Genomic DNA, 15,804 nt, shown 5'->3' with positions numbered 1-15,804 from the left:
GTGAAAAAAATCATTCATACGCATGCCTCTGTCCTTTTCTATAGCATATTTACTCTAATAATTGTTGCTCTTTTATGGGGATTTCATCTGGAAACAAGGACGCCCAATCTCTTCTTAGCAACAATGGTTACGATAGTCCTATGTGGATATTGGTTTATTTTTTATTTTCAGATTCTTAAAAATAACCGTATACAGTTATTATTATTTATTGTTGCGGTCACTTCAGGAGTATACGGATTTAAATTTCACGCAATCGAAGATTATTCAATTACAAATGCATTGTATTCAACGTTTCGTCTGTTCCTGCTGGATGTAGACCCTGTTTTCTCAAAATCAGCCAGTAAATTCACAACCTACCCGCTTGCCATAGAGATTGCGCGCTGGACGGCTGCTGCCTACACAATTTCAACTTTATTTTCATTAATTTATTTGTTTTTCAATCAATCTTTCAAACTAGTTTTATATCGGATCTTTGGAAATCATATCGTTATTTCTGGTTATCATCATAAAAGCAAAGTGTTGATAGAGAACCTGCGCAAACAACAGAAAAAGGTTGTTTTGATCGTAGAAGAAATCTCTGAATCACAAATGACGTATATGCGTGAGTTAGGAGTTATTTTATTGATTGGAAAACAAGGAAGTACCTCTTTATATAAAAAATGCAAATTATCTAGTGCCGAGTATTTTATTATTTTTAATGAAGAAGATTCAAAGAATTTAAATGAAATACTCGCATTAAATGAATTTGTCAAGGAAACTGGTGTATCACTGAGTTTAAAGCAGGTGATCGTACATCTAGCTTATCACCAATCCTATGAGCTGTTTGAAGAAATCGAAACAGATCTCTCCCTAAAAACGAACCGGGCGGACTATCTTCCTGTTAAACCATTTAATTTACAAAAGGTAGTGGCAGAAAAACTCTTTAATGAATACCCGCTTCATAAGGGATATGAAGAACGACTTCGGAATCCGAACGGAGAAGCATTGCATTTATTATTTATTGGATTTGGCCAAACCGGTCAACATTTGGCACTTCAGGCAATAGAACGGGCACATTATATAAATTCTGCACAACTCAAAATAACTATTTTGGATAAGCATGCCGAGAAAGTAAAAAAAGAGTGGTATGAGAACTATCCAAAAAGTAAAAGGGTCGCAGACTTAACGTTTCATACGATTGATATTGAAACCGATTCGATTGATGATTATGTCCATGCTGCAGAAGCAGCCTACACGCATATTTTTGTTTGTTTAAAAGATGATTTTGACGATCTTAAAGCAGGCATTCAGCTTGGCAAAACGATACCTCACCTCCCGATTTACTTAAAATTAAGTGAAAAAGCCCAAATCAGTCACTGGCTGCACACAAACACAGAGAAGTTTAACAAGCTTTATCTTTTTGGAAACTATGAGGAAATATTGACTTATGATTATGTTGTCAATGACCAATTGGAAGATCGCGCAAAAAATATTCATGAAGCTTATCGAAAGAGCAAGGAAGAGGGGGCGAAAAAGAAACAGGGAACGTGGGACCAACTTTCAACCTTCTTAAAAGAATCCAATCGGAATCAGCTCAATCATGCTGAAGTAAAGCTTATGCTTATGGGGTTAAAGGCAGTTCCTGCAGGTGAAATAGAGAAAAGCGGTCATAAAGCCTTAACACCAGAAGAGTACATCGCAGCAGCGCAGGAACACCTTACGTTACTAGGGGCCGCTGAACATCACCGTTGGAATGCTTTCCATTTTCTTAGAGGGTGGGACATTCTTGAAGAAATTGTTGATGGGAAAACGAAAGACCCTGACAAAAGGCTTCATGCTTGTTTAGTCTCCTATGATGACCTGAAGAAAATCGAAGAAATAACAGGCGAAGACTATCAAAAATATGACAGTGATGTCGTACTGGAGCTTTATCAAACCATGCAGATGGGTGGATATAGGATTGTAAAAGAAATTTGAAACCAAGGGGACGGTTCTTGTGGTCCAAACTAACCTTATTAGGAACCAAGAGAACCGTCCGAAGCCACTGAAAACATATCCTACCTTTAACTTCACATTCTTACCATATTATTGAAAAAACCAGCAGTTTTTTAAAAAAATTGGCTCAGTGGCTTCGAACCATCTCCGTGGCTTCAGACCATTTGATTATATGATTGTATGTTTGGTAAGCTAAAAACCACAATCCTTTTGTAGCAGGAGGTATTTTACTATGGATAATATGGATCCACAATATTTTGTATCAAAGCTCGGGCTGGAGCCACATCCAGAAGGTGGATATTATAAAAGTACATTTGCATCAGAGGAAAGGACTTCTGATCAAGAATTAACAGTGAATTTTGAAGGGAAGCGCAGGCTTTATACAAGTATTTACTTTCTCTTAACTTCAAATGACGTATCTCATTTTCATCGTTTGAAATCCGATGAGCTATGGTATTATCACGCAGGAAGTCCATTAACGGTTCATATTATTGATGAGAATGGGGAATATAAAGAATTTAAATTAGGATTAGACTTGGATCAAGGAGAAGTACCACAAGCGTTGGTTCCAAAAAATTCTATCTTTGGATCGTCTGTTATGGGTGACGACACATTTTCTTTAGTAGGGTGTATGGTTTCACCAGGCTTTGAGTTTCAGGACTTTGAATTGTTCACACAGGCTGATCTCTTGGCAAAATATCCTCAATACAAGGATGTTATTATTAAGCTTGCATATGAAGTAATTCCCGAATAGAGGTCCGGTAACGGTTCTGATGATTCTTTTATTAGTGGTATCAGCCATCATACAATGTGGTCGGTATTGATGGTTGAACCATTTTAAGGTTTGTGAGATCGACCAATTAAATTCACACTGTGGCTGAGAGAAGCTCTTAGCCAAAGAGTTTTTTATTTTCACAGAAGAATTGAATGAAGTATTTTGAAAATTGGTGTATGATAGGTTTGATATAAATCGTTTCTTCCTTACTAATTCTACTAAAGATTACCACGCGTGTTTTTTAACCACGAATACATATTTTCTTCCCCATCTATAAGAGACCCGTCTGCTATTTTTTTGCCATCGACTGATTTCAGAATCGTCTTAGCCTTAGCGAGAGCATGCTTTGGAACAAGTGACATAATGTTGTTCCAAACTTCTATTTTACTCCCCCATCTAAATCATCATTCGAACTATTACCACTTTACTCGATAGTAATACTCACAACCATCTACCTACAATTATTTTTTTTGAGAAATAGAAAATCGCTTGAAAAACTAATTGGCGATTCTCTTTGAACTGGAAAACAGCAGCAGTATGACAATTAAGTAAGGTCATATTATCCAAGTGCAAATAAAGATTATCCGTTTAGCTAGATTTAAATGAGGAAGAATCGATATCGGATGTGGCTCTTATGGAGGCCGCACAAATAAAGGAAGATAGATAAGCATAAGCAACTTGCTACTCATCCAAATAAATGCAAGGGAGAAGCTTGAATGGAATTAAAAGAAACAGTAAATAGGGAAAAAGAGCAAAAGAGTAGAACGATGTTTCCTTCAGGTGATTAAGATGCCTCGAAGAGCCAGAGTGAAATGCGGAAGCGGAATTTATCATATTATGCTAAGAGGTGCCAATAGACAGGAAATCTTCCACGATGATGAGGATTGTTCAAGATTTCTCGATTTATTGCATAAATATAAGTTGCAAACTAACGTGAAGATTTACGGCTGGTGTTTGATGAGTAATCATGTCCACCTGTTGTTACGAGAAGGCAATGAAGATATTTCGACCACAATGAAACGAATAGGTGTAAGTTTTGCCTTGTACTATAACGGGAAGTACGGAACGTCAGGGCATCTTTTTCAGGACAGGTTCAGGAGTGAGAATGTTGAAAATCTCCGGTATTTACTAACTGTAGTAAGATACATTCATCAAAATCCACTTAAAGCAGGTATCGTCAAAAGGGTGGATGAATGGAGGTGGAGCAGCTGCCGATATTATTACAGAATTTGTAATGAGGGCAGGGAACTCTTGGATTCTACATTCATTTTAGGAAAGTTTTCGGAGGAAAACATTGTAGCTAGGGAAAGATTCAAAGAATTTAATGAAAGCGTCAATCAGGATCAGTGTCTAGATGACCATATGGCTGAAAGAAAATTAACGGATATTGAAGCAAGGGAAAAGATTAAGAAACTGTTAGATGGAATTGAAATCGCCCAAGTTAAAAGTTTACCAAAACTCAAAAGAAATGAAATCCTTAAAAAGGCAAAACAAAACAAAGGCATATCACAACGCCAACTATCAAGGATCTTAGGCATCTCACGAACACTTATCTCTAAGGCGTGAAGACCGTGGGGACGGTTCTGATGGCCTTTTATTATGGTATTAGGATATAATGATGTTCACCTTCGGTTAGTGACAGGAATGTGTATAAATGAAACTAGGATATAGATGATACATGGTTATATAATGTGGGAAACAATTTTACTATACCTTTTCGAGGTTCTCGGAGAAAAGTTTTTTAACAATGTAGTAGCCATTAATGTTTTCAGTATTTATCATTGACAATTATGTTCCTTAAATCGAACCATGAGAACCGTCCCTGCGGCACCCCTGAAATATTGATGAAAAAATAATAAAGGCTGAGGAGGTTTCAATTATGATAAGTGATTTTGATTTAAAGCACCTGCGACGTTGTATTGAACTATCAAAAACTGCGCTGGAGAAAGGTGATGAGCCATTTGGTTCTGTTCTTGTCTCAGCCAGCGGAGACGTTCTTGCAGAAGACCATAACCACGTTGCAGATGGTGACCATACCCAGCACCCAGAATTTGCTTTGGCGCGATGGGCGGCCGGGAACATGACAACTGAAGAAAGAGGAAAGGCGACAGTATATACCTCGGGTGAACATTGCCCTATGTGCGCTGCAGCCCACGGCTGGGTTGGTTTAGGTCGGATTGTTTATGCAAGTTCGTCCGAGCAACTGGTACAATGGTTGAGTGAAATGGGGGTTGCTCCATCGCGCGTTCGAAATCTTCCCATTCAAGATGTTATTCGGGATACCACAATTGATGGTCCTGTTCCGGAACTAGCGGAGCAAGTTCGTCAACTCCATCGTCAGTTTTACGCGAGGAGACGTTGAACATAGCGCCCTGATGTTAAAGCTGATATGCCATAGATGTAAAAATATATTGGTAAATTACTTTAGTGTGTTCATTAAAAGTACAAATGATTATAGTATCTAACGCTAAGTAAACTCTACAGTTGTAGTGGTATGAATGCCAAAAGGTGTAATTAGTAATTCATATGAAAGTAGAAATACGAGTCCTATTTCTACTTTCATAATAACTTCTTGGACTATCAGGCTGCCAATACGAAAGCCGAAATCTTAAACAAAGCACCTTAAGTGCAATAAACTTTTTTAAATATGGTTAAAAGTGTGACCTTCATTCTCTAATACGACTTTTGCTTTTTGAATTGAATGGCTTTTAACAAGCAGGTAATCTGTATTAAAGGTTGAAATAGCAAAGATACTGATTTTATTTTCGGCTAATGGCTTTGCTAATGAAGATAATATTCCAGTTAAACTAAAGTCTAAAACTCCCTCTACTTTTATACACTTCCAATCGTTTTCAACATCCTTAAATACTTCGTTCATGGATAAACATTCTGAAGGACACACGATAGAAAGTTCCTCATCTGTTCGCGTAATAGAAAAAATATCTGAGTTTAATGCCCACAATGGTATTGTTTCGGTTGGAGGAATTTTCACAACGGAAAAAGTTGAATCTAAAACTTTTAATTTCATACTTTTAGCACTCCTTTTTAGAAATTATATCATTTATTCTTTCAACCCCTTGTTTTTTGAACCTGCATCGTTAGCATAACAAAAAATAAGACCGCCGCAGCGATCCCATGGGACCTTGGGGACGGTTCTCCCGGCTTTTTTTACTAAACAAATCTGCAGGAAAAAGCCACCAGAACCGTCCCTTTGGTCTCCCCCACTTTGGTCCCTTTGGTCTCTAAAGGTTTGAAATCTGTGAGATGTTGCCATAATTGTTGATAGAATCATTAATCTTCCAAAGAGATCTTAGGTTGATGGTTGAATATTTACTAGGGGTGATTTTATGGCGATGCAGCGCACATTCATTATGGTAAAGCCTGATGGAGTGAAACGACAGTTAATAGGAGAAATCATAAAGCGCTTTGAGCAAAAGGGCTTTAGTCTACTAAACGCAGAGCTTATGACTGTGGACCGTACAAAGGCAGAATACCATTATATGGAACATCGAGACAAGCCGTTTTTCGGTGAGTTAGTGGACTTTATTACATCTGGACCCGTTTTTGCAATGGTCTGGGAAGGGGAAAATATAATTGAAGTTTCCCGGCTTATGATTGGAAAGACAAGTCCATTGGAAGCAGCTCCGGGTACGATCCGTGGGGACTTTGCGTTTACAAAAGAAGAAAATGTAATCCATGGATCAGATTCTCGCTTAAGTGCAGAACGGGAAATTGAAAATTTCTTTGGTTTATTGAATAGATATACCTTAGAGGACGACTTTCCATTCGAAGACAGGCAATCTAGTTGATTCTTAAGTACCAGCCAATAGGCTGGTATTTTTAATGTTGCTTCCCGCTCTATCCTTATGTTTAATCCTAAAAAGGCCTAATTTCCCTGTTTTAATACGGAGAAATTAGGCTTTTCCCTTTTATCCAAAATTTTGACCTGTCATAACGGTATATACAATGAGGAAAATATTCAATACAACGATTACACCGGTACATCCCCATGCTAAAATTTTCACGGGTAATTTATTGGCGAATTCACCCATTTTCTTTTTATCGCTTGTAAAGAGCACTAAAGGGATGACAGCAAATGGAAGTGCTAAACTTAGAATGACTTGACTCCATAACAGCAATTCACCCGTTCCTTTGGCGCCAGCTACCCAGGTCACGATAAACGCAGGAACGACGGCTAATAAACGTGTGATTAAGCGGCGAAGCCATGGTGTAATTCGCAGGTTAATAAATCCTTCCATCACAATTTGCCCGCTAATCGTTCCGGTAATGGTTGAGTTTTGACCGGATGCAAGTAAGGCCACTGCAAATAACGTACTTGCTATCCCTATTCCGAGCGTAGGACTAAGTAATTCATAGGCTGCTTCGATTTCGGATACATCTAAATTGGTACCATAAAAAGCGGCCGCTCCCAAAATCAAAATGGCGGAGTTAATCAGAAATGCAACGGTTAACGAAAAGGTGGAATCAATAAGAGAAAATTTTAAAGCTTCTCTTTTTCCCTCTGTTGTCCTTTTATATTGTCTGGTTTGCACGATGGAAGAATGCAAATATAAATTATGCGGCATCACCGTTGCACCTAAAATTCCTAATGAAATAAAGAGCATTTGTGGATTTGTGACAATTTCAGCTTTGGGAACAAACCCGCCGAATAAAGCTGCCATTTCCGGTTTTGAGAAAATGACCTCAAATGCAAAGACAACAAAGATGGTAACCATTAAAACGATGACAATGGATTCAATAATGCGAAAGCTTTTCTTTTGCAAATAGAGTAGAAGCAGTACATCGAATGTAGTGATGGCAATCCCCAGTAATAAAGGAATGCCGAATAATAACTTTAGGGCAATGGCTGAACCAATGACCTCTGCTAAGTCGGTTGCAATAATGGCTAATTCGGTTAATATCCAAAGGACAAAGGCTGTTTTCATTCCTGTTGCATCCCTCGTTGCCTGGGCAAGATCTCTTCCTGTAATAATCCCAAGTTTTGAAGATAATGCTTGCAAGAGCATGGCAATTAAATTTGAAAGTAAAATGACAATTAACAGCGTATAACCGAAACGTGCCCCGCCGGCGATGGAAGTTGCCCAGTTTCCCGGGTCTACATACCCTACGGCAACCAATGATCCCGGTCCAATAAATGCAAGAAGTTTCCGCCAAAATCCTCCTTTACTTGGAATACTCACGGTATTGTTTACCTCTTCTAAACTCACATTCGCGCTTTGTTTTAACCAGCCCTGAGAATCCATGTAATCACCCTTCCAAAAGATGTAGTAAGTAAAAAAAATTTCATTAGACCAACTTTTTCTTTATAAATAGCTACGAAATATTTTATGAGATGATTTTAACTCTGTTTCTTGTATTTGTAAATAATTTTTGTCCACGAGCAACTCTTTAGAGTTAGGTGAATATATATTACTATTTTCTGGATATAAGACGTGAAATAAATAATAATAATTATCATTATTAGTATAAGAGAATAATGAAAATTATTATTAATACTGAATTGATGATGAGTATTATTCTCAATTAGTAAATTATTTTCTCATTTGTGATTGACAACTTTTTAAAATATGAATATAATCCTTATTAAAATAATTATTAAAAGAAAAATATTATTAATAAATAATTGAGGGAAATGGAGGTTGACACAAAATATGAGAACAGAAGCGCAAGTACAAGTACTGAACAGTAAAAAGCCACAGCCACAAGGAAAGCTCTGGGAAAGAATAAAAGCGAATGGTGAATTAATTGCAGCCATCGTATGCGGAGTACTCATTTTTCTTGGATGGTTCGTTCAGCGGGAAGGGTTTGAAGTGCCGTCTGTTCAATTGTTTCTCCTTGCTTTTGTCATTGGGGGCTATGCGAAAGCAAAAGAAGGTATTGAAGAAACGATTGCGAATAAAGAACTTAATGTTGAGATGCTAATGGTTTTAGCAGCGATTGGATCGGCTATTATCGGATATTGGATTGAAGGGGCCATCCTCATTTTTATTTTTGCTTTAAGCGGAGCGCTAGAAACCTATACCATGAACAAAAGTCATAAAGAAATTTCGTCGTTAATGGAACTTCAGCCTGAAGAGGCGTTACGCGTCAGGGATGGAATGGAGGAACGCGTTCATGTATCGGAACTAAAGATTGGTGATTTCATTCTGATCAAACCAGGGGAACGAGTGCCTTCCGATGGAAAAATTGTCAAAGGGATGACTACCGTTGATGAGGCAGCAATTACGGGGGAATCCATACCTGTTTCGAAAGGAAATCAAGATGAGGTGTTTGCTGGAACCGTGAATTTAAACGGTTCGATTACTGTTGAAATCATGAGACCTGCAAACGAAACCTTATTCCAAAAGATTATTGAGTTAGTTCAGTCTGCTCAGAGTGAAAAAGCACCATCCCAGCTATTTATCGAAAGGTTTGAAGGGACTTACGTAAAAGTCGTGCTTGCTGTAGTAGCGGTGATGATGTTTCTTCCCCATTATCTTCTTGGATGGAGCTGGGTAGAAACCTTTTACCGGGCGATGGTTTTACTGGTTGTGGCTTCGCCATGTGCCCTTGTCGCTTCCATCATGCCGGCCACCTTATCGGCGATTTCCAATGGTGCCAGGCATGGGATTCTTTTTAAAGGTGGAGTTCACTTAGAAAATTTAAGCCATTTGAAAGCTATTGCTTTTGACAAAACGGGTACGTTGACAAAGGGGAAGCCGGAGGTTACAGATTTTATCGTTCAAAAGGGGCTTAATGGTGAAGATATATTACGAATTACGGCTTCGATTGAAAGCCACTCCACCCATCCGCTTGCCAATGCGATTGTGAAGTATACAAAGGGAAAATTAGCGGGTGATCTTCTTCACCCGGAAAGTATAGAGGATGCAGCTGGCTGGGGAGTGAAAGCAACTATTGATCAAGAAGAGTGGAAAATCGGCAAGGCAGGATTTGTTGGGGAAGATGCGGCTGAACGATTTGCTGAACAAGCTGCTAGCAGGCTGGCTGATGAGGGGAAGACGGTTGTCTTTGTACAAAAGGCTGGAAAAGTAGTGGCATGTATCGGCCTGATGGACCGGGTTCGAAAAGAAACGATACTTGCCATTGATCAGTTAAAAGCCCAAGGCATTTATACAATCATGTTGACGGGGGATAACGGCAAAACAGCGAAAGTGATTTCAGGTGAAAGTCATGTGGATGAATTCATTGCTGAATGCTTGCCGGAAAACAAGGTAGAACATTTGAAACAGCTAAAAGGGAGACTTGGGAATGTTGCGATGGTTGGCGACGGTATTAATGATGCTCCAGCACTTGCAACCGCCAATGTGGGAATTGCGATGGGGGGCGGAACGGACGTGGCCCTTGAGACAGCAGATATCATCCTGATGAAAAACGATTTACCGAAGATTTCCGAAGCGATTCACTTGTCTAAAAGGATGAATCGGATTGTCAAACAAAATGTCGTTTTCTCCATCAGTGTCATCGTCTTTCTGATCGCTTCAAACTTTTTACAAGCGGTGGATTTACCATTAGGTGTCATCGGGCATGAAGGTAGTACCATATTAGTTATTTTGAATAGTTTGAGGCTACTAAAATAAGAAAAAGCTGATGGAGGGGTTATTCCTTCATCAGCTTTTTCTAATATTTTTTAACCTTACACTGTTTATATAGTTGTGTATGAATTCCATCTTCTTTATTCCATACATGAAAATGATATTAATAATCTCGACCCTTTCCAGAATCAGTGAGATCGTTTAGCTGTTCGGGATAGGGTTGAAAAATGGTTTGATCCAACAAATAGCTGGAATTGAAACGTACAGCCCAGGAATTTAAAACCATTAAGGGATTGCTAAGAGGGATTTTTTTTTCACGATATTTTTCAATTAAGGTTAGTAGGAATGCCTTTTCTTCCGAAAGAAGCTGTTTAGAGAAATGGCCCAATATATGGTGCATGACATTTATGTTTGATTTAATCGAACGAGAGTGTTCTAAAAGTTCATGTAACTTTTGTTCGTATACATCAAAAATATTCTCCAGGCTTTGATTTTCGCCATTAGAAACGATTCGTCCCAGTTCTTTTTGTTTTTGTTGATGATAGGCCATAAATAAGTATTTATTTTCACTCTGAAACTGTACCAGAGCCTGAATGCTGTTTTGTTTTTTCCTTTCTCTAAACGAGGCAAGCAGGAAAAGTTTTGTAAGGAAATTTTCCCGGATGAGATAATTTTTTAGTCTTCCTTCATCAGAAATTGCCAAATGACTTTGGCTTTCCACGATCTTTTTTGCAAAAACCCCAGCCGTTTTTCCGTTAACTGTCCCTTTTTCAGAATAGACCTTACTATCTTTTATTCCACAGGTTGGCGAACGACTTTTCAATATATATCCATCAATTGGCTTGTGAATTTTTTCGATAAAAGTTTCCGCATAGTGCGTCATAGAATCTGTTAAGTCTCTGCCTGTAACTGGCTGGATGAGGCGAAGCCCTTGTTGTTTGGATTCAACCAGACGGACAGGATTTCTAGGTGTCCCCAAACCAATGTCTGCCTCAGGACAAACGGTTATCACTTCAACATACTCTCTCAGTTTATTTAAAAAATGATCTTGAATGATATCTCCATTAAAGCGACAGGCGTCAAAGCCCAAACATCTGCTAACCACAACAACAGGTTTTATGAAATGATTCATATATTCATCACCTTATCAATGGAATTGTGATTCATACAATGATTCCCAATTTGAATCCGTCAAATAAGAAACCGATGGTGTATCTGTTCGATGATTTCTAAGAACACCTTTACCACCGATGGCAAACTTCAGATTGGTATTCGTTTCTAAACAGGCTTGAATCCATTTTTCTACTCTCACTAAAGGAGCGGAATTGGTCATGGAAATGGCAATGATAGAAAGTTTCTGGGTTTCAATTAAATCCAATAACCCCTCAAAAGGGGTATTCGGTCCTAAATAAATCACTTCATGTCCTTTTTTTCGCAGGAATAGGCTAAACAACATCAGTCCAATATGATGGTCTTCACCCTCAGGACAAAAGGCTAATATTTTGGGCAGCGACTTGTTTACAGGCAATATTCTTAAAAACTGAGCAAACCGGTTTATGACAAATTGAGAGGCAAAGTGTTCGTGAGCTACAGTAATCTTGCCATTTTCCCAATCATCGCCAATTTGATAAAGTATTTCTGCCAAAATGTGATGAAAGACATCTTCGTATTCGAATAAAGAAAAAGCCAATTCAATGATGTTGTTGGCTTCCTGAGTATTCATTTCAATGAGCGCCTGATACAATGTTGATTTTATGTCCTCAAAAGATCGGCTATTAGATGGGGGTTCAGTAGACTTGGATGTCGACTGATTTAAAAGATGGACAGCCTCACTAATTTTCATATGATTCTCTGTTGTTTGCTTTTTTAACCAGGTTAAAATTTCTATATCCTTTTCGCTGTATAAACGGTGTCCGCCTTCCGTTCGTATAGGATTATCTAAATGGTATCTATTTTGTTGGAAAACGGCTATTTTTCTCGACTATTGTTGACACCTGCATCACGACTTGCCATTGTTTTGGGTCCAATTATTGCAGGGATGCTTCAACTTCTTGCTCAAACGATTCTCATATTGCTCATTGGATTTATCATGGGTCTAAAAGTGGTAACAGGCTTCGGAGGGGTTGTCGTTGTACTTCTTCTCGAGTGGGATGGGGCCTTGCGTTTGCGGGCTATTCCGTTGGATTTACACTTCGAACGAAAAATGCTCAAGCTGCACAGGCAGGGACCTTTATTTTCTTCCCGCTTTTATTCCTTAGCACGACCTTTGTCCCTTATGAGTTAATCGAGGCAAGCTGGCTAAAAACAGCCGCATTAATCAATCCGACGACCTATGTCTTTGAAGGCATGCGTGCCGTAATGATCAATGGCTGGGGTGGTAGTGATATTTGGAAGGCTTTTATTGTCATTATTTTATTCTGCACTGCTACCATCAGTTTTGCTGCTGTTAGTGCTCGGCAAGGTGTGAGCAGAGGGTAGGGTTTTATAAGACGAATATAATGGGGATCACACCTGCAAGGAATAGGACGAAATTCAAAGGTTCAGGAGAAAATATAAAAAACCAGCCTCTGATTCAGTTTGAATCAGGCTGGTTCTTCGGAATTAAAGTGGATCCTAGTTCAAGTCAATAATCTTTGACAATGGGCTGATCGACAACGTCGGAGTCGAGGGTGGTGGTTGAACTTTGTCCACTGAAGGTGTTGTTTTGGATTCCTGTATTATCGGAACCGGAACCAACAAATGTTTTTGCTGAACTTTTTGGGGAGATGAATAACGTACCGCCAAAATTGATTATACCGCCACTGACGTTATCAATCTTTAAGCCCCCTGGAAGAGTGGTCATATAGAACATCCTTTACCGTTTAATAATTCAATGTATGCAGGAACCAGGGGGACGGTTCTCCTGGCTTTTTAATGCCAATTCTTGCAATTCCTTATTTAGGGAAACCCTTAATATTACTGGATTTTTACTCAAACTAATTAAACGATTAATTGGTAATTTTCCTTGTTTGTATTTGCGGAAAATTGTATTTTATTAGTTTTTATTGTCTATTTTGAAGAAAATTTCTAAAAGTCACAGACATTATTTTACAATTATTTTTGATGAAAACAGGCAAAAGTTCAATGATAGGATGGGTTATCCATGATTTAATCAAACATTTAATTAGTTAAATTCGTGTTAACCAATCGATTGATTAAAAAGGCTATAAATGCTGTTAAGCCTGAGTTTATCCCCCTAGTTGGTAAAGAAACTTGTCGTAAAGAGGGTCTAGTAAAAAGTGAAAACTTTGTATGCAAAGGATAGGCTTTTTTTGCAACTTGTGTGCAAGATTCCCTTATCATTTAATAATAATTAATGAGTGAAAAGGGAAAAGTATTAGTTGGTGTTTATACACCACAACTTCGATGTGGAGGGATATTCATGGATATTCGCGAGGGCTTGATTCCAACGGTATTAGGTACGGCGGTAACAGCAACTGGATATGCCTTAAAACAAAAACGAGGTTCCAACAAAATGATAGCAAATACGATTTTCGGATTCGGTCTTGCTCACATTGTGTTAGGGGCCATCGATCTTGTGGAACATCGACGTTGAATAGTGGGGCAGAACCCGCTAAAATAATGCTGTAAAGAAGGACGGTGTGCTAGGCTAGGCGCACTGTCCTTCTTTCATTTCTTCTGGTTTCCATTAACAAAGTTTTGAATATACTCGAGTTGTTCTTCATTCGGGCTTTCCTTTAGCACCTCGGTAAATCTAGCGACAGCCTTATTAAGAGAGACTTCTTTGTCCACGATTTCCCCGATGTTCGTTAGATCATCAAAGAAACTCCACATTTCTTCGCGCGTTTTTGGATTTTGGTGCCCGGTTACATACATATCGACTTCGTATTTTTTTATTTTGTCTAAAAGGATCACCAGTTCCTCTAGGTCATAGCTCCATTCGCCGCTATAAAAGTCCTGATAAATACAATCTCCTAAAAACATAATTTTTTCATCTGGAATATAAATGATAGAGGAATCCTGCGCATGGACACCTCCAACATGCTCAACTACACAGGTCACGCCACTCAAATCAATTTCAATTTTATAGGTAAAGGTAAGATCTGGCACCTTCAACTTCAAATAATCCCGGTTTGGCATTTCCCGTTTTATCATGTCTCGACAAAACTCAATTTCTTCTCCTGATTCCACTCGTGCATCTAATGAGGCATCATTCCATTGAAGTGTTTTTAAATACGCTAACTTATTTTTCGTCGCCTCATGGCTAATGGCTACGTATCCCATCGTGTCCATCCCAAAAATATGATCCCAATGCCAGTGGGTAAGGACCACAAACTTAACAGGCGGTGCATCCATTTTGTCTACTAACTCGAGAAAATCCCGTGCGTGTGCTGGTGAATTCCCGGAGTCAACTATGACACTAAAATTATCCCCGCAAATTAACCCCAATGCAGGACGATCCGTTTCTGAATAATGCGGCATATAATACACTTTATTTGTTAGTTGCTTTAACATTTTAAAGCCTTCTCTCGTGATTTTTATAGAATGTCCCCATTATACCTATTGAAAATAGGAATATCAAAGTCGCCAAAGGGACGGTTCTCCCGGCTTTTCTTACTCAACAATTGAGCAGGAAAAAACCACCAGAACCGTCCCTTTGGTCTTTTTTCTGAAAGTGCTTGCGTGAAATAAAAAGGTGTGCTATTTTTAACTTGTATAAAAAATAGACATGTCTAAAAAACAATATCTTCTACTAAAGGAGCAAATGAAATGATGGTCAATACAAAAGAAACACCTCATATTAAACCAAACGGTGTAGAAATAGCTGAAACGGTACTGTTACCTGGGGATCCTTTACGCGCTAAGTTTATTGCGGAAACCTTCTTAGAAAATGTTGAGTGTTTTAACGAAGTACGAGGAATGTTAGGCTATACAGGCACTTACAAAGGGAAGAAAATCTCTGTAATGGGCACTGGAATGGGTGCACCAAGCATGGGGATCTATTCTTGGGAATTAATCAATGTTTTTGGCGTTAAAAACTTAATCAGAATTGGTACTTGTGGTGCAATGCAAGAAAACATTAATTTATATGATGTTATTTTAGGGATGGGATCCGCAACAGATTCCAATTTTGGCCAACAATTTAATTTACCTGGACAATTTCCATTAACTGCTTCTTTCGAACTTTTAGAAAAAGCGAAAAAAGCAGCGGATGAAAAAGGACAGAAAGTTCATATTGGAAACATCTTATCAAGCGATGTATTCTATAGTGCTGATCCAACTGCTATTAAGAAATGGCAAGATATGGGGATTTTAAGCGTTGAAATGGAATCCGTATCCCTATATTGGAATGCGATTAAAGCTGGTGTAAATGCATTATGTATTTTAACGGTGAGTGATCATTTGATTACAGGAGAACAGACTTCTACAGAAGAACGTCAAACTGCCTTTACGAAAATGATGGAAATCGCATTAGAATTAGCGTAAATTTTTGTTCCTTTT

At 38.5% G+C, this 15,804-nt stretch carries 15 protein-coding genes; 9 read left to right on the top strand and 6 right to left on the bottom strand.

The features are described 5' to 3' along the window. The 4 genes from V7108_RS20400 to V7108_RS20385 all read left to right on the top strand — a co-directional run bounded on the left by V7108_RS20400 (position 1) and on the right by V7108_RS20385 (position 5,111). Positions 1-1,956: an NAD-binding protein gene (locus tag V7108_RS20400; protein WP_335569255.1), complete on the top strand. Its 1,956-nt coding sequence runs from the start codon at positions 1-3 to the stop codon at positions 1,954-1,956. A 250-nt stretch (positions 1,957-2,206) separates the two neighbouring features. After that, a complete protein-coding gene (locus V7108_RS20395) occupies positions 2,207-2,728 on the top strand; it encodes a cupin domain-containing protein (RefSeq protein WP_335569254.1) in 522 nt (173 codons plus the stop codon). Between the two features lie 810 nt (positions 2,729-3,538). After that, on the top strand, positions 3,539-4,315 hold the full coding sequence (locus V7108_RS20390) for an REP-associated tyrosine transposase (protein WP_335569253.1): 777 nt from the start codon (positions 3,539-3,541) through the stop codon (positions 4,313-4,315). A 313-nt stretch (positions 4,316-4,628) separates the two neighbouring features. Continuing rightward, complete coding sequence (locus tag V7108_RS20385; protein WP_335569252.1) at positions 4,629-5,111, top strand: nucleoside deaminase; 483 nt, start codon at positions 4,629-4,631, stop codon at positions 5,109-5,111. A 279-nt stretch (positions 5,112-5,390) separates the two neighbouring features. On the opposite strand, the gene V7108_RS20380 is transcribed toward V7108_RS20385, so the two are convergent. Next, the gene (locus V7108_RS20380) at positions 5,391-5,777 is read right to left on the bottom strand and encodes an ACT domain-containing protein (RefSeq protein ID WP_335569251.1); all 387 of its coding nucleotides are present in this window, start codon (positions 5,775-5,777) and stop codon (positions 5,391-5,393) included. A gap of 325 nt (positions 5,778-6,102) precedes the next feature. Here V7108_RS20380 and ndk point away from each other — a divergent pair, with 325 nt between their 5' ends. After that, entirely contained in the window at positions 6,103-6,558 is a 456-nt protein-coding gene (gene ndk / locus V7108_RS20375) for a nucleoside-diphosphate kinase (RefSeq protein ID WP_335513027.1), read from the top strand. A 120-nt stretch (positions 6,559-6,678) separates the two neighbouring features. Here ndk and V7108_RS20370 read toward each other — a convergent pair whose 3' ends face one another. Beyond that, positions 6,679-8,013 (bottom strand): Nramp family divalent metal transporter, encoded by a 1,335-nt coding sequence (locus V7108_RS20370; protein ID WP_335569250.1) that lies wholly within the window; start codon positions 8,011-8,013, stop codon positions 6,679-6,681. A gap of 408 nt (positions 8,014-8,421) precedes the next feature. Here V7108_RS20370 and V7108_RS20365 point away from each other — a divergent pair, with 408 nt between their 5' ends. Then, complete coding sequence (locus V7108_RS20365; protein WP_335569249.1) at positions 8,422-10,347, top strand: heavy metal translocating P-type ATPase; 1,926 nt, start codon at positions 8,422-8,424, stop codon at positions 10,345-10,347. Between the two features lie 118 nt (positions 10,348-10,465). Here the strand turns inward: V7108_RS20365 and V7108_RS20360 are convergent, their stop codons facing one another. Both V7108_RS20360 and V7108_RS20355 read right to left on the bottom strand, forming a co-directional pair. Next, positions 10,466-11,434, bottom strand: coding sequence for a YbgA family protein (locus tag V7108_RS20360; protein WP_335569248.1), 969 nt, complete (start codon positions 11,432-11,434; stop codon positions 10,466-10,468). A 15-nt stretch (positions 11,435-11,449) separates the two neighbouring features. Then, the gene (locus V7108_RS20355; RefSeq protein WP_335569247.1) at positions 11,450-12,145 is read right to left on the bottom strand and encodes a cobalamin B12-binding domain-containing protein; all 696 of its coding nucleotides are present in this window, start codon (positions 12,143-12,145) and stop codon (positions 11,450-11,452) included. 302 nt (positions 12,146-12,447) lie between these two features. On the opposite strand from V7108_RS20355, the gene V7108_RS20350 reads away from it, so the two are divergent. Continuing rightward, a complete protein-coding gene (locus V7108_RS20350; RefSeq protein ID WP_335569246.1) occupies positions 12,448-12,780 on the top strand; it encodes an ABC transporter permease in 333 nt (110 codons plus the stop codon). 145 nt (positions 12,781-12,925) lie between these two features. On the opposite strand, the gene V7108_RS20345 is transcribed toward V7108_RS20350, so the two are convergent. After that, positions 12,926-13,144 carry a spore germination protein gene (locus V7108_RS20345; protein ID WP_335513008.1) on the bottom strand — a complete coding sequence of 73 codons (219 nt, stop codon included), beginning with the start codon at positions 13,142-13,144 and terminating at the stop codon, positions 12,926-12,928. Between the two features lie 579 nt (positions 13,145-13,723). Here V7108_RS20345 and V7108_RS20340 point away from each other — a divergent pair. Then, the gene (locus V7108_RS20340) at positions 13,724-13,897 is read left to right on the top strand and encodes an asparagine synthase (protein ID WP_335513009.1); all 174 of its coding nucleotides are present in this window, start codon (positions 13,724-13,726) and stop codon (positions 13,895-13,897) included. Positions 13,898-13,971: 74 nt separating this feature from the next. On the opposite strand, the gene V7108_RS20335 is transcribed toward V7108_RS20340, so the two are convergent. Beyond that, positions 13,972-14,817, bottom strand: a complete 846-nt coding sequence (locus tag V7108_RS20335) for an MBL fold metallo-hydrolase (RefSeq protein WP_335569245.1) — start codon at positions 14,815-14,817, stop codon at positions 13,972-13,974. Positions 14,818-15,072: 255 nt separating this feature from the next. On the opposite strand from V7108_RS20335, the gene deoD reads away from it, so the two are divergent. After that, positions 15,073-15,789 (top strand): purine-nucleoside phosphorylase, encoded by a 717-nt coding sequence (gene deoD, locus V7108_RS20330; RefSeq protein ID WP_335513013.1) that lies wholly within the window; start codon positions 15,073-15,075, stop codon positions 15,787-15,789. Positions 15,790-15,804 lie beyond the last annotated feature (15 nt).

It is taken from the genome of Neobacillus vireti (assembly GCF_036962345.1).
GTDB classification, from domain to species: domain Bacteria; phylum Bacillota; class Bacilli; order Bacillales; family Cytobacillaceae; genus Neobacillus; species Neobacillus vireti_A.
The sequence above is the reverse complement of the archived record's forward strand: the minus strand, read 5'-3'. Positions and strand labels throughout refer to the sequence as shown.

Bases quoted from the DNA above. Each gene is read 5' to 3' on its own strand.
- V7108_RS20345 (WP_335513008.1), bottom strand. From the start codon at position 13,144: ATGACCACTCTTCCAGGGGGCTTAAAGATTGATAACGTCAGTGGCGGT.
- V7108_RS20380 (WP_335569251.1), bottom strand. From the start codon at position 5,777: ATGAAATTAAAAGTTTTAGATTCAACTTTTTCCGTTGTGAAAATTCCT.
- V7108_RS20365 (WP_335569249.1), top strand. From the start codon at position 8,422: ATGAGAACAGAAGCGCAAGTACAAGTACTGAACAGTAAAAAGCCACAG.
- V7108_RS20340 (WP_335513009.1), top strand. From the start codon at position 13,724: ATGGATATTCGCGAGGGCTTGATTCCAACGGTATTAGGTACGGCGGTA.
- ndk (WP_335513027.1), top strand. From the start codon at position 6,103: ATGCAGCGCACATTCATTATGGTAAAGCCTGATGGAGTGAAACGACAG.
- V7108_RS20395 (WP_335569254.1), top strand. From the start codon at position 2,207: ATGGATAATATGGATCCACAATATTTTGTATCAAAGCTCGGGCTGGAG.
- V7108_RS20390 (WP_335569253.1), top strand. From the start codon at position 3,539: ATGCCTCGAAGAGCCAGAGTGAAATGCGGAAGCGGAATTTATCATATT.
- V7108_RS20370 (WP_335569250.1), bottom strand. From the start codon at position 8,013: ATGGATTCTCAGGGCTGGTTAAAACAAAGCGCGAATGTGAGTTTAGAA.
- V7108_RS20385 (WP_335569252.1), top strand. From the start codon at position 4,629: ATGATAAGTGATTTTGATTTAAAGCACCTGCGACGTTGTATTGAACTA.
- V7108_RS20355 (WP_335569247.1), bottom strand. From the start codon at position 12,145: ATGAAAATTAGTGAGGCTGTCCATCTTTTAAATCAGTCGACATCCAAG.
- V7108_RS20335 (WP_335569245.1), bottom strand. From the start codon at position 14,817: ATGTTAAAGCAACTAACAAATAAAGTGTATTATATGCCGCATTATTCA.
- deoD (WP_335513013.1), top strand. From the start codon at position 15,073: ATGATGGTCAATACAAAAGAAACACCTCATATTAAACCAAACGGTGTA.
- V7108_RS20360 (WP_335569248.1), bottom strand. From the start codon at position 11,434: ATGAATCATTTCATAAAACCTGTTGTTGTGGTTAGCAGATGTTTGGGC.